The sequence below is a fragment of the Lapidilactobacillus dextrinicus DSM 20335 genome, assembly GCF_001436095.1.
Classification (GTDB): Bacteria; Bacillota; Bacilli; order Lactobacillales; family Lactobacillaceae; genus Lapidilactobacillus; species Lapidilactobacillus dextrinicus.
The window spans coordinates 32216-46553 of sequence record NZ_AYYK01000017.1 but is presented as its reverse complement, the minus strand read 5'-3'; the positions used below and the strand labels follow the sequence as shown (position 1 = coordinate 46553).

The window sequence follows — 14338 nt, the reverse complement described above, 5'->3', positions numbered from 1 at the left end:
AATTTTATGGAAACAACATTTGCAACATTTAATTTAAAAGATTCATTGGTAGCGGGTTTGGCAAAAATCCATTTTACTAAACCAACACCAGTTCAAGAACAGGTCATTCCAATTCTGTTAAAGGGTCAGGATGCCATTGTTCAATCACAAACGGGTAGTGGCAAGACTCACGCCTTTTTATTACCATTCTTTAGTCAGTTAAAGGTAAATCAAGATTTACCACAATTAGTTATTACATCACCAAGTCGTGAATTAGCCAATCAAACTTATGAATTGGCCAAACAGTTATTAGAGGCTAGTGGCGAAACTTTCCGGATGCATTTATATGTTGGCGGTAGTGACAAGGAACGCCAGATTGAAAAACTGTCTCATCAACAACCAGATATTGTCATTGGGACGCCTGGTCGAATTCTAGATTTAATTTCTAGTTCCGCATTACGTGTCGATCAAGTTCGTTTCTTAGTGATTGATGAGGCCGATATGACATTAGATATGGGCTTCTTAAAAGATGTTGACGCGATTGCCAGTAAAATGCCCGAACAATTACAGACCGCCGTCTTCTCGGCAACAATTCCTGATAAGTTACAACCATTTCTACGTAAATATTTAAATGCACCCCAACAAGTAAAATTAGCACCTAAATCAGTCATCAACCCCAATGTTCAAAACTGGTTATTTGCGACTAGAGGGAAGAATAAAGCAGATTTAGTAGCCAAATTATTAACCGTGGGTCAGCCCTATTTAGCTTTGGTTTTCACCAATACGAAAAAAACTGCAGACGAATTAACGGCTAAATTAAAGTCTAAGGGCTTCAAAGTTGCTAAAATTCATGGCGGTTTACAGCCTCGTGAGCGTAAACGCATTATGAAGCAAGTTGAAAACTTAGAATATCAATACGTTGTTGCTACTGATTTAGCTGCTCGAGGAATTGATATTCCTGGGGCCTCACTTGTCATCAACTATGAAATTCCGAAGGATTTAGAATATTTTGTTCATCGAGTTGGCCGAACTGGCCGTAATGGTCTTGAAGGTACTGCGATTACTTTGTATGGTCCTGATGACGAGCATCAAGTTAGTGAGATTGAAGCATTAGGCATTAAGTTTACACCTAAGGCTTTAGCTAACGGTCAAATTGTTGATTCTTATGATCGCAGACGTCGGACTAATCGCCAGGCAACTAAAGAGAAACTTGATCCTAAAATGGTCGGCATGGTTAAAAAGCAACAACGCAAACATAAGCCAGGCTATCGTAATAAGATTAAGAAAGCTTTGTCTGAAGATCGCCGTGCTAAACGTAAGATTGAAAATCGGCAAGAGCAACGGGCAATTCGACGGTCACATAAGCGATGAACGAACAAGAAATTTATTTACCCCAATGGCAGGCACTTTCTAATCAGCGGCGGTTAGATATATTTCGGCAAATTATTCGTTATTTCGTTCGGCCTCTATGGCCAGTAACTAATATTCGTTCACTTAAAATGCAATATGGTCAAATAATCATTGATAGTTGCCAGGCGGACTTGAATCAACAGACTTTTATTTTTGTACCCGGCAACTTACAGGGACATTTTGCGGACGGTATTAAAGCAATTAGTCCATTTATGATTGCACGAACAGCAACAACTGCTAATTTGTGGTTGATTGGTGAACTAAATACTATTACTGGTGAAATTCAAGGCGATCAAGCAGCTTTAAAGCCTTATGCTAGTGAGATTGATGCTTTTCTTTATCGCCGTAAACATTCTTTAGACCCTTTTACAACAACTCAGCAAACTACTGAAGTTGGGCAACTGGTTTTTCAGACAACCACGGGAGATAATATTGCACTAGCGGTTAAAAAGAACTGGTCGTATCGGAAGTTACGCCGTCATTTACGAGCGGTGGGTTGTAATTTAGCTACCAAAAACCAATGGGAGTATAGTGCTAATGGCAATTTAAGCCCTTTTGAGTTACCAATTAATCAAGATTGGTTAACAACAGATTATTATCAAACTGGTTATGGCGTTGCGTTTCCAACGGCTCAAAATCATGAATTACTTAATGACTCTGGGATTGTTAAGGCCAATCCCTTTGCAGTGGAAGCCGATTCTAAAGAAATTGTGGCACAGTTAATCAATGCAGATTTAGAAATTGATTTGCCAGAGACTTTAACAGCTAATTTTGTTTATCGACCGGTGATTAACGTTCAGTTGGATTGACTTTAGGCACAATGTTCACTATAATAATTTTTGACTTGGAATATGTTGTTAGTTGTCTTGTTCAGGGAGAGGCCGGTTAGTGTGAGGTCTTCAATACAGCTAATTAATGCTCTCCATCGATTATTTAAATAGATTAATTAAGTGGTTAACGAATCGCATCGTTGCAATCAAGGTGGTACCGCGCATTGGCGTCCTTGAAATTGCAGCGGTGTTTTTTATTTTCTACGAAGTTTCTTGTTTGGAATTATTAAGTTGTAGTTCTTCATACCTACACAAGATTGCATATGGAACGTGGTAGACATCGATTTGAGCCAATTTAAAATCCAATTATCTTAAATACGAATCTTGTTGTAAGCAATAAATTGCTAACAACAATTTCACTACTGCTGGCAACTTTGCTTCGGCATTGACAGACGAGAGTTAAACTATTGAAAATTTCCAGTACGTATTTCTCAGAGGCACGAAGAACCACTATTCAGAAATGCATTTATTATGCTAATAAGTATTTATCTAAAGGAGAATATTAATGAAAAAATTATCGAGTGCTGAATTTCGGCAAATGTTTCTCGACTTTTTTAAATCAAAAGGTCACGATGTTGAACCAAGTGCATCATTAGTTCCTAAGGATGATCCCACATTATTGTGGATTAATTCTGGTGTTGCCACGTTAAAGAAATATTTCGATGGGACAGTTGTGCCTAAGAATCCTCGAATTACTAATGCCCAAAAAAGTATTCGTACGAACGATATTGAAAATGTCGGTAAAACAGCACGCCATCATACTTTCTTTGAAATGCTAGGTAACTTCTCGGTTGGTGATTATTTCAAAGAAGATGCGATTCCTTGGGCTTGGGAATTATTAACTTCACCTAAATGGTTAGCTATGGATCCAGAACGTTTATTTGTGACTGTCTATCCTAAAGATACGGAAGCTTATCGAATTTGGCATGAAGTGGTTGGCTTACCAGAAGATCATATTATTAAAGTTGAAGATAATTTCTGGGATATTGGTGAGGGTCCTAGTGGTCCCGATTCAGAAATTTTTTATGACCGTGGCCAAGAATTCAATAACGTTGCAGATGATGACCCTGAGAATTATCCTGGTGGCGAAAATGAACGTTATTTAGAAATTTGGAACATTGTCTTTTCTGAATTTAATCACTTACCAGACGGCAGTTTCGTTGAACAACCCCATAAAAACATTGATACGGGTATGGGCTTAGAACGAGTAGTTTCAATTATTCAAGATGCACCAACTAACTTTGAAACTGATTTATTTATGCCTTTAATTCATAAAACTGAAGCCATGAGCGGTCAATTCAAATATGGTCAAGATCCAAAAACTGACATCGCGTTTAAGATTATTGCTGACCACGCTCGAGCTGTCAGCTTCGCTATTGGCGATGGCGCAATGCCTTCAAATGAAGGACGCGGTTATGTTTTACGGCGCTTAATTCGTCGGGCTGTTCTAAATGGTCGTCGTTTAGGGATTAATCAATCATTCTTGTATCAACTAGTACCAGTTGTCGGCAAAATTATGGAAAGCTATTACCCAGAAGTTCGCGATCAACAAGCTTTCATTGCTAAAGTTATTAAGTCTGAAGAAGAACGTTTCAGTGAAACCTTAACTGATGGTTTAGCCTTATTGAATGATTTAATTGCTAAGCAAAAAGCTGCTGGTCAAACTGTCATTGGCGGTCGTGATGCTTTCAAATTATTTGATACTTATGGCTTCCCAATTGAATTAACTGTTGAATATGCTGCTGACGAAGGTTTGACTGTTAATGAAGGCGAATTTGATGAAGCTATGGCTGAACAGAAGAACCGCGCCCGCGCTGCTCGTGGCAATCGTCAATCAATGGGTTCTCAAGATGAAACTTTATTGAACATTAAAGTCGATAGCCAATTTGACGGTTACCAACATTTAGCCATTGATGATGCTAAATTGGTTGCTGCCGTTGCTAATGATCAAGAAATTCAAACTGTTGCCTCAGGAACGGCAGGTTTGATTTTTGATCGAACACCATTTTATGCTGAAATGGGTGGTCAAGTTGCCGATCAAGGTGTGATTTTAAATCGCGCTGGCGAACAAGTAGCAGTGGTCAAAGATGTTCAACATGCTCCTAATGGTCAAAATATTCACACGGTTGAAGCTAGTCAACCTTTAACAGTCGGTGAAACCTACCAATTACGAGTTGATGAAACGTTCCGTAAAAAAGTTCGGCGTAATCATACGGCAACGCATTTGTTGGACCAAGCATTGCGTGATGTTTTAGGCGAACACACCCATCAAGCTGGTTCTTTAGTTGAACCCAATTATTTACGTTTTGACTTTAACAACATTGGTCAAGTCACTCGTGAACAATTAGATCAAGTTGAGAAGATTGTTAATGAGAAGATTTGGGCAGAAATTCCAGTCACAACGACAGAAATGCCATTGGCAGATGCTAAAAAATTAGGAGCTATTGCTTTATTTAGTGAGAAATATGGTGATCGTGTCCGCGTTGTTCAAGTTGGCGATTATTCAATGGAACTTTGTGGCGGGACTCATGTTCAAAACACAGCCGAAATTGGTTTATTCAAGATCACTTCTGAATCCGGAACAGCTGCAGGTATTCGTCGAATTGAAGCAGTAACGGCTCAAGAAGCCTTTGAATATTTGAATAACGAAGATAAGATGTTACATGATTTAGCAACAGATTTAAAAGTGACGCAATTAAAGGAGTTACCAAATAAAGCTGAACATTTACAACAAGAATTAAAAGATGCACAACGTGACTTACAAAACTTGAAGGCTAAAATGGCCCAAGCACAAGCTAATGATGCCCTACAAACTGAAACAGTTGGTCAATGGCAATTAACTAGCGCGGTTGTACCTAATGTGACGATGAATGAGTTGCGGCAATTAGCTGATAATTGGCGTGACAAACCAACTGGTGATATTCTAATTTTGGGGACAGCTCAAAATGACAAGGCTAACTTATTAGTGGCAACAACACCAGATGCTGTTAAACGTGGTGCTAAGGCCGGAGACTTGATTAAAAACATTGCCCCAGTGATTGGTGGCGGCGGTGGTGGTCGCCCTGACATGGCTCAAGCAGGCGGTAAGAAACCTGATCAACTACCAGCAGCTTTACAAGCAGCTAAGACATATCTAACAAAATAATGGTGTAAAATGAATTAACCAAAACAATCTTCAAAAATTCTCGGAATAAGCTAGCTTCCGAGAATTTTTTCGTCAAGTTAATCCTAGTGAAGTAGTTGAGCAGTAGTTAAAATCTATTTCAAATTTCAAGTAAGAATCATTTTATGAATTTTATTATTTATATTGTGGTTAGGTTACACAACGGTAACAAAGATTGTTTTTTGTGTTTCTTTCATGTATCATCAGTGTTAAGCGAGGTGACGGTCATGAGCGAATTGGATAAAACGATGTCCTTTTCTTTTGATGATAACGAGTCAAAGAATGTTAAAGATACACTAGAAAATGTTTATCAAGCATTAGAAGAAAAAGGTTACAATCCGATCAATCAAATTGTCGGGTATCTTTTGTCTGGGGATCCAGCGTATATTCCTCGGCACAATGATGCTCGTAACTTGATTCTCAAACACGAACGTGACGAAATTATTGAAGAATTAGTCCGTAACTATTTAAACAAGGAGCGTTAAGATGCGCTTAATGGGACTAGATGTCGGCTCTAAAACAGTCGGCGTTGCGATTAGTGATGAACTAGGTTGGACTGCGCAAGGTGTGGAGATTATTCCCATCGATGAAGCCAATGAGAATCTTGGTTTAAAGCGGGTCAAACAATTAGTTGAAGATTATCAAGTAACCGGTTTTGTATTAGGTTTACCTAAAAACATGAATAACACTTTAGGACCACGTGCAGAGCGTTCGAAATATTATGGTGAGCGTTTAGTTCACAAGTTTAATTTGCCCGTTGATTTTCAAGATGAACGATTAACAACGGTTGAGGCAGAGCGCATGCTTATTGAAGACGGTAACGTGTCTCGTAAGAAGCGGAAACAAGTTATCGATAAACTAGCTGCAGTTTTTATTCTGCAAAATTATTTAGATGCCAAAGGCAAATTAACGCAACAATCAAATTAGTGCTACCAATAGGAGGAACTATGGCTGATCAAAACAAGAATATCGTTGACTTTAGCGATTTAGATGATGACCAACGACAAATTACATTAGTTGATGAAAAGGGTAATGAAGAACTTTACGAAATTCTATTTACCTTTGATTCTGAAGACTTCAACCGTTCTTATGTATTGTTAATTCCAGCAGGTGCTCAAGAAGATGAGCAGGTCGATATTTACCCATTTGCTTATACACCAGATGAGAATGGCGATGCTACTTCCGGTGACTTGCAACCCATCGAAGATGATGATGAGTGGGATATGGTTCAAGGCGTCTTAGACGTGTTCTTACATGATGAGAACCTTAGTGACTAATCATGATAATATCCGTAATGAATATTAATTAAAGGAGTGGACAGGATTAGTATGTTGATCCTGTCCTTTTCTTAGGTTTAAGCACGATGTATTATTAATGAAGTTTTGAAAAGTAAGGTTATCTTTAATTTATCTTGGTTGACTGGTTGAATAGTCGATTTAGTGATAAACTATTTCTATTCAATTTAACTGATTGGGCTGCTAGCCGATTAATATTAGGCTTAGATTTTAAGGGGACCGCAGTTCGAATAGAATGAACCGATCAAACTAAATGTCATGAAGAGGTTTTTATGCTTAGTTTTCTAATTTTGATTGTATTTGCCTATAATATTTATATTGGGGTTAGGCGTGGCTTGTTGTTACAAGCTTTTTACACATTAGGGTACTTGATTACCTTGTTATTTGCTCGCGGTTTTTATCAAGGGCTTAGTACCAGATTAACTTTACTAATTCCTTATCCATCGGCATCGTTGGATAGTAAGTTTACTTTTTTCTCATCTGAATTGGGCTTGGATCTTGATAATGCTTTTTATGCTGGTTGTGCCTTTTTAATTATTGTCGTCATTGGTTGGGCACTCACACATTTAGCAGCTTTATTTTTACACAACCTGATTTTTGTACCAATGGATCCGTTGGTTAATGGTGCGGGTAGTGCCTTTTTAGCGTTTTTTGTAGCTTATACAGCATTATTTTTAATTCTGTATTTGCTGGCTTTAATTCCCGTAGCGGCAATTCAAACAATGCTACAAAAGTCGTGGTTAGCGACGTTAATTGTCCGTTACTCACCAGTCTTAACTAATTGGATTACCCAATTGTGGATTGTACAATAGTTAGATATAAGTATTAGGAATGAGTTTAAAAAGTGTGCCCCAAGGCAGCTAGTTCCGCTTAACGACAAGAAGTCGGACAATTCGTTGCGAATTGTCCGACTTTTGGTATTAATAGACGTTTTTATTGGAGATTTTTAGAAGTTAGAGGTGAAGAAATGAATACCAAAGTATTAACAACACTTGAATTTAATAAGATTAAACAAAAGTTACAACCATATTTACGAACAGGTATGGGCCAAGAGTTAGCTCAGGCATTGGTACCTGTTGCCAAACGAGATCAAGTCCAACAACGACTCGATGAAACAAAAGATGGTGCTGACCTATTACGGGTTAAAGGCGGGTTACCGATTGCCCAATTACAAAGTGTTGCGCCATCTTTAAAACGACTTGACATTGGCGGTAATCTCAATGGTCCTGAATTAGCAGCGATTAGTCGTAATTTACAAGCAACGAGTTCCGTTTTACGCTTTTTCCGTGATTTAGATTTACCATTTCAATTACGCGCCTTACCACATTTAATCGAGCAATTAGTGGGTTTACCTGAACAAACTCAAATGTTACGGCGCAGTATTGATTCTGACGGTGCTGTTTTAGATGAGGCGTCAACCAAGCTAGCGGCTATTCGTAAAACAATTCATAGCACTGAAACCCAAATTCGTAGCAAGATGGACGAATACACACATGGTAGTAATGCGAAATATTTAACTGAGCCGATTGTTACAATTCGTGACGAACGTTATGTAGTGCCCGTTCGTTCTGAATACAAACATCAATTTGGTGGCATTATTCATGACCAAAGTGCAAGTGGTCAAACTTTTTATGTTGAGCCGCAAAGTGTTTTGAATTTAAATAATAAATTGCGCCAAGATCAACTTGCAGAAAAACAAGAGATTGAGCGTATTTTTGCTGAATTGTCAGTTATGTTGGCACCCTATACAAATGAATTACGCCATAACCAAACGGTCATGGGACAGCTTGACTTTATCAATGCTAAAGCCCATTATGCCGCTGAAATTAAGGCGACTGAGCCCATTATTAATGCCAATAATGAAGTGGCATTACGTCAAGCCCGACATCCACTGATTGATCAGAAGAAAGTCGTTAGCAATGACATTGCAATTGGTAAAGACTATCAGGCTATTGTTGTGACTGGCCCCAACACCGGTGGTAAGACGATCACTTTGAAAACCTTAGGCTTAATCCAATTAATGGCACAAGCAGGTTTATTTATCCCAGCCGCTGAAGAAAGTCAGATTGGTATTTTCCGAGAGGTTTTTGCTGACATTGGCGATGAGCAATCAATTGAACAGAATTTGAGTACTTTTTCAGCGCATATGGATAATATTATTCAGATCCTGGATCAAGTTAATGATCAAGATTTAGTTTTATTTGACGAACTCGGTGCTGGAACTGATCCTCAAGAAGGCGCAAGCTTAGCGATTGCAATTCTTGATTATCTTGGTGGGGTTGGTGCCTATGTCGTGGCATCAACGCATTATCCTGAGTTGAAGTTATATGGCTATGAACGCCCAGGGACAATTAACGCTAGTATGGAGTTTGATGTTGAATCGTTACAGCCAACTTATCGTTTATTAATTGGTGTACCTGGTCGTTCGAATGCCTTTGATATTTCTAAGCGCTTAGGTATGCCGGAAGCAATTGTGGCAGCAGCACAGGCATTAATGAATGATGCTAGTCAAGATTTAAATAATATGATTAACGATCTTGAACAACAGCGTAAGCAAACAGAAGCAGCCGGCATAGAGCTGCAGCAACAATTAGCCGATGCTACTGAATTGCATCAAGAATTAAGTCACGCTTGGGCTGACTTCAATGCGCAGCGCGATCAACTCATGAGTAAGGCAGAAGACAAAGCCGATGAACTTGTTAACGATGCTCAAAAACAAGCTGATGAAGTGATTGATGAATTACGACAAATGCGCCTTACTGGGCGAACTGATGTTAAAGAGAATCAATTAATCGATGCTAAGGGAAAGTTAAATAAGTTACATCCAGAGCGTCAATTAGCTCATAATCGTGTTTTACAGCGAGCTAAAAAGAAACAAGAGCTATCAGTCGGCGATGACGTTAAAGTTCTCTCATATGGCCAAACAGGTGTCATTACGCAGAGATTTAATGACAAGCAGTTTGAAGTACAAGTCGGTATTATTAAAATGAAATTACCAGCACGTGATTTAGAAAAAATTAAGCCGGAAAAGACTGCCCCACAACGGCATATTGTGACAGTTCGCGGTAGCAATTCTCATGTCGCGACCCAACTGGATTTACGTGGTCAACGTTATGAAGAAGCACTTGCTAATTTAGATCAATATATTGATTCAGCTTTATTAGCCGGTTATGAAACAGTTACGATTGTTCATGGCAAAGGCACTGGTGCAATTCGTCAGGGTGTACAAGATTATTTGAAACGTAATCGTCGCGTTAAAAAATATGAATATGCACCAGCTTCAGCCGGCGGCAATGGGGCCACTTTAGTTTATTTCAAATAAGTTGGTTGTCTCATAGCTAGATCAATTAAAAAACTTAGTTATTTTTAGTAAGCAAAATAATTGTAATCACTTGAGATTATGCGATAATATAGTGATGTAAGATTTGAATGGAGGTCCTTTAAATGGTTAAGGCTATTACAGATAAAACATTTGCTCAAGAAACAGATCATGGTGTTGTTTTAACTGACTTTTGGGCAACTTGGTGTGGTCCATGTCGGATGCAATCACCAGTTGTGGAAAAACTTGAAGAAGAAATGAAAGACGTTAAGTTTACAAAGATGGATGTCGATGAAAATCCAAATACACCACAATCATTTGGAATTATGGCAATTCCAACTTTGCTCATTAAAAAAGATGGCGAAGTGGTTGAAAAGGTTGTCGGCTATCACAGTAAAGAACAACTTCAAGAAACATTGGCTAAATATACAGCCTAATAAAAAAGCTCAAAGCGTAAATGCTTTGAGCTTTTTTTGTCTATAATTTAAGTAGTTTTTTATTTAATTTCTTTTAAACCGATCCGGCGGCGGCCGTGATTGAACCAAGGACTGACCGTGAAGGCGAGAATATCATTAATAATATAGACCGAGGAATTAATGGCCATTGCTAAAGTGGCATCGCCTTGACTAAAGGTAATGCTCCACAACACAATCTGGAAAATACTACTGAAAGTCCACCAAATATATTGGTTGTTATAGCGCATAAAGCACATAATACCTGCGGTTAAACTAACAGCGAAGCTCAACGCATCAATCCAAGGACGTGGATCGTTAGTGAACGTACCAATTGCCCAACCAGAAATTCCATAGACAACAATGGTACCGATAATGGCAATTAGCCACTGCTTAGTGCCAAACTTACGTAAATGATTAACGGTATCGTTATTCCAAGACTTAACCGATAGCAGAATTGGTAAATCAAGGGTAATAATATAAGCCACTTGTTCAAAAATTGCTAAATAGTTCTTAGCCGACCAACCGGCATAAATAAAACAAGCTGCAGATAATAGACCAAGCCAACCATTGACAGATTTTGCAGCGCTAATACTCAAGATACAAGTTACCCCAAGGGTAGTTCCGATAAAAGTAATCACAGCTACTGTTGTGATGGGATTAGAAACAAGTGTCATAAGTTGTAATCCTAAGCTAAACCAAAATAAATAATAGCTTTGTTGCGGCCAACCTTGTAGTTGCTTACCGAGCCATTTCAAGTACGTTAAAAAATTGTGATGCTGTCTTGCTGTGTGTTCCAAGATTCAATCTTCCTTTCAAATTTAGGTAGCCCCTAGGCTCCTTATCCCACCTTAAAAAAGGGTTTCTAACTAGGTTATCATAAATTTGCAGGAAAATAAATGTAAGTTTCAGAGAAATTATTGTTACTTTCTGAAATTTACAACCAAATTATTCCAATTGAATCTAAAACAAATTAACGATACCATTCATGCCATCACTTGAAAAAAACAACAAAAAAAGAGACAATATAGACTAATTCAAATTCGCGAGGCTTAGAAATATGGCAAATCAGCCAATAGGTTTTTTAGATTCAGGGGTTGGCGGTTTAACGGTAGTTAAAGAAGCACTGCGTCAATTACCACATGAAGATATTGTTTTTATCGGTGACCAAGCACGTCTACCTTATGGGCCGCGGCCAGCTAGTCAAGTACAGGAGTTTACTTGGCAAATGGTGCAGTTCTTATTAAAAAAAGACATTAAAATGTTAGTCATTGCTTGTAATACAGCAACGGCTGCAGCGTTAGAGATGATTAAACCTAAGTTAGATATTCCGGTGGTCGGCGTTATTTTACCAGGAACACGGGCTGCTATTAAGGCGACTCAGAATAATCAGATTGGTATTATTTCAACAGAGGGGACGTATAAGTCTCAAGCTTATGTTAAAGCCCTCCATGACCGTAATGCTCAGTTAAAGGTGACCAGTTTAGCAGCGCCTAAGTTTGTTCCATTAGTGGAAAGTAACGAGTTTGATACACCATTAGCACGTAAAGTCGTTGCAGAAACTTTGGCACCATTTAAACAAACGGCCATTGATACACTGATTCTTGGTTGTACTCACTATCCTTTATTACGACCTTTGATTCAGGAATATTTAGGAGACGATGTGCGGCTGATTGATTCAGGTGCGGAAACAGTTTCGGAAGTTTCTGTATTGCTTGATTATTTCAAATTGGCTAATTTAAATACCGACCGTTTAGCAACTGCTGAATTTTACACAACAGCCGCACCAGAAATGTTTGATTTAATTGGTTCACAGTGGTTAGGACTTAATGATCTTAAAGCGCAACAAGTTCATTTAGAAAAGGAGATTACTGATTAATCATGGAGAAAGTTTTAGTGATTGCAACGCAGAATAATGGCAAAGCTCGAGAATTTCGGGCGGTCTTTGAACCTGCTGGTTGGCAAGTCAAAACATTAAACGATTTTGATCATTTGGCTCAGGTTAATGAAACCGGACGAACTTTTGAAGAAAATGCGCGTCTAAAGGCTGATCACTTTGCTCAGATTTTAAAAACACCAGTTTTGGCAGACGATTCAGGTTTACAGGTTGATTATTTGCATGGACAACCGGGAATTTATTCGGCACGTTACGCGGGAGAGGCGCATAACGATGCTGCTAATAATGCGCGTTTATTGGCCAATCTTGGGGGTGTAGCCCCTGAAGAACGTACGGCTAACTTTCACACAACATTGGTTATGGCTTGGCCCGATCGTCCTGCTGCTGATTTGGTTGTTGAAGGCAATGTTCCTGGCCAAATTTTGACAGTTCCTCGAGGCGATGATGGCTTTGGTTATGATCCATTGTTTTACTTAGCTGAGTTAGATAAAACTTTCGCTGAAATGACGGCTGCAGAGAAAAATCAATATAGTCATCGTGGTGCAGCTATTAAGAACTTATTACCAGTTTGGCAACAATGGTGGCAAGAACAGGAGCAAGTCAAATGAAATTATTGATTGTCAGTGATAGTCATGGCGATGATCAGATTTTACAAACGTTAGTTGAACATTATGAAGGGCAAGTTGACGCACTGATTCATTGTGGTGATTCTGAATTAAGCTGGACGGATCCATTACGATCACATTTCATAATCGTGCAAGGTAATATGGATTTTGACCAAAACTTTCCGCTTCAAGAAACGACAACAATTGCCGACCAGAAAATTCTAGTTGTTCATGGTCATCGTTATGGCGTGAATTTTGGTTTAGAACAGTTATCATTACTCGCACAAGAACAAGCGGCTAACTTAGTATTTTATGGTCATACGCATCAATTAGCTTGTGTGATGGATCAAGGACGACTATTTTTAAATCCAGGTTCAATTAGTCAGCCACGTGGTCGGTTTGTTTCATTGAAAGGTACTTATGCTATTGTGGAAGTAGCAGACGGTCAGATCCAAGTCCAATATTATCAACGTAATTTGCAACCTGTACCCGGTTTAAAATTAACGTTTCAACAAAAAGAACATTAAAAAAGGCCGAGAAAAATTTTCTCGGCCTTTAGCATTATTGTTAATTTTAATCAGTGTGCTATCTTAAGGATGCCAGATTAAAAAGACGTTTTTATAAGTGAAGACAGCTAAAATACCAGCAAGAATTGGAGCAACAACTGGTACCCAAGCGTAATGCCAATGCGAATCACTCTTGTTTTTTAAGGGTAATAAGGCATGTAAAATACGTGGTGATAAATCACGAGCTGGATTCAAGGCTGGACCAGTTGGACCGCCTAATGATGCTACCAAGGTCATCACTAAGAAGCCTAAAGCTAAATGGGCTGTACCTAAGTTGTTATTGAAAAACGGTGCCTTAGTGATACCTAAAGCAGCAAAGACGAGAATGTAAGTACCAACGAATTCGTTGATGAAACCATTGAAGCGACTGTGGGCATTATCAATGGTTGAGAAGGTACCAAGAATGCTATCGGGATTTGTGGTCATGTTATAATAAGGCTTATAAGCCAAGACGACAATTGCTTGACCGACAAAGGCACCTAACAATTGGACGGTAATATAAGGCAGTACTTCATGCCAAGGGAAGAGACCAGAGAAAGCTAGTCCTAAAGTAAAAGCTGGATTGATGTGGTTACCCGAAATACCACCAAAAATCAAAGCGGGAATCATGACCCCGGCACCATAACCTAGTGAGATTAAAATCCAACCACCATGTTCGCCCTTAGTGCCTTTCAAATCAACGTTGGCTACGGAACCATTGCCCAGTAGGACCATGATAGCCGTTCCAATAAATTCTGCTGCTAAACGTATTGCTAATGGATATGTCATTTCTTTCCTCCAAAGAATAGTATACAAGTAAAAATTATACAGGTATTAGCCAGG

12 protein-coding genes and 1 pseudogene are annotated in these 14338 nt (G+C 38.8%); 11 read left to right on the top strand and 2 right to left on the bottom strand.

The window, feature by feature from the left end:
• Positions 1–6 precede the first annotated feature (6 nt).
• The 9 genes from FC84_RS07505 to trxA all read left to right on the top strand — a co-directional run bounded on the left by FC84_RS07505 (position 7) and on the right by trxA (position 10433).
• Complete coding sequence (locus tag FC84_RS07505; protein ID WP_057757383.1) at positions 7–1350, top strand: DEAD/DEAH box helicase; 1344 nt, start codon at positions 7–9, stop codon at positions 1348–1350.
• A complete protein-coding gene (locus FC84_RS07500; protein WP_057757381.1) occupies positions 1347–2198 on the top strand; it encodes a hypothetical protein in 852 nt (283 codons plus the stop codon). The genes FC84_RS07505 and FC84_RS07500 overlap by 4 nt, the downstream gene beginning before the upstream one ends.
• Positions 2199–2724: 526 nt before the next feature.
• Positions 2725–5364, top strand: a complete 2640-nt coding sequence (alaS, locus tag FC84_RS07495; protein ID WP_057757379.1) for an alanine--tRNA ligase — start codon at positions 2725–2727, stop codon at positions 5362–5364.
• Between the two features lie 245 nt (positions 5365–5609).
• On the top strand, positions 5610–5867 hold the full coding sequence (locus FC84_RS07490) for an IreB family regulatory phosphoprotein (protein ID WP_057757377.1): 258 nt from the start codon (positions 5610–5612) through the stop codon (positions 5865–5867).
• Between the two features lies 1 nt (position 5868).
• A complete protein-coding gene (gene ruvX, locus FC84_RS07485) occupies positions 5869–6309 on the top strand; it encodes a Holliday junction resolvase RuvX (RefSeq protein WP_057757375.1) in 441 nt (146 codons plus the stop codon).
• A 20-nt stretch (positions 6310–6329) separates the two neighbouring features.
• Complete coding sequence (locus FC84_RS07480; RefSeq protein WP_057757373.1) at positions 6330–6659, top strand: DUF1292 domain-containing protein; 330 nt, start codon at positions 6330–6332, stop codon at positions 6657–6659.
• A gap of 290 nt (positions 6660–6949) precedes the next feature.
• Positions 6950–7489 carry a CvpA family protein gene (locus tag FC84_RS07475; protein WP_057757371.1) on the top strand — a complete coding sequence of 180 codons (540 nt, stop codon included), beginning with the start codon at positions 6950–6952 and terminating at the stop codon, positions 7487–7489.
• Positions 7490–7644: 155 nt separating this feature from the next.
• A complete protein-coding gene (locus tag FC84_RS07470; RefSeq protein ID WP_057757369.1) occupies positions 7645–9999 on the top strand; it encodes an endonuclease MutS2 in 2355 nt (784 codons plus the stop codon).
• 122 nt (positions 10000–10121) lie between these two features.
• A complete protein-coding gene (gene trxA, locus FC84_RS07465) occupies positions 10122–10433 on the top strand; it encodes a thioredoxin (RefSeq protein ID WP_057757367.1) in 312 nt (103 codons plus the stop codon).
• Positions 10434–10492: 59 nt separating this feature from the next.
• Here the strand turns inward: trxA and pnuC are convergent, their stop codons facing one another.
• Positions 10493–11248, bottom strand: coding sequence for a nicotinamide riboside transporter PnuC (pnuC, locus tag FC84_RS07460; RefSeq protein WP_057757365.1), 756 nt, complete (start codon positions 11246–11248; stop codon positions 10493–10495).
• Between the two features lie 260 nt (positions 11249–11508).
• On the opposite strand from pnuC, the pseudogene racE reads away from it, so the two are divergent.
• Together racE and FC84_RS07445 are read left to right on the top strand one after the other, a co-directional pair.
• A pseudogene (gene racE / locus FC84_RS09100) lies at positions 11509–12953 on the top strand (glutamate racemase).
• Positions 12950–13477, top strand: a complete 528-nt coding sequence (locus FC84_RS07445) for a metallophosphoesterase (protein ID WP_057757359.1) — start codon at positions 12950–12952, stop codon at positions 13475–13477. Before racE ends, FC84_RS07445 begins: the two are co-directional and overlap by 4 nt.
• 63 nt (positions 13478–13540) lie before the next feature.
• Here FC84_RS07445 and FC84_RS07440 read toward each other — a convergent pair whose 3' ends face one another.
• Positions 13541–14284: an MIP/aquaporin family protein gene (locus FC84_RS07440; protein WP_057757357.1), complete on the bottom strand. Its 744-nt coding sequence runs from the start codon at positions 14282–14284 to the stop codon at positions 13541–13543.
• Positions 14285–14338: the final 54 nt, after the last annotated feature.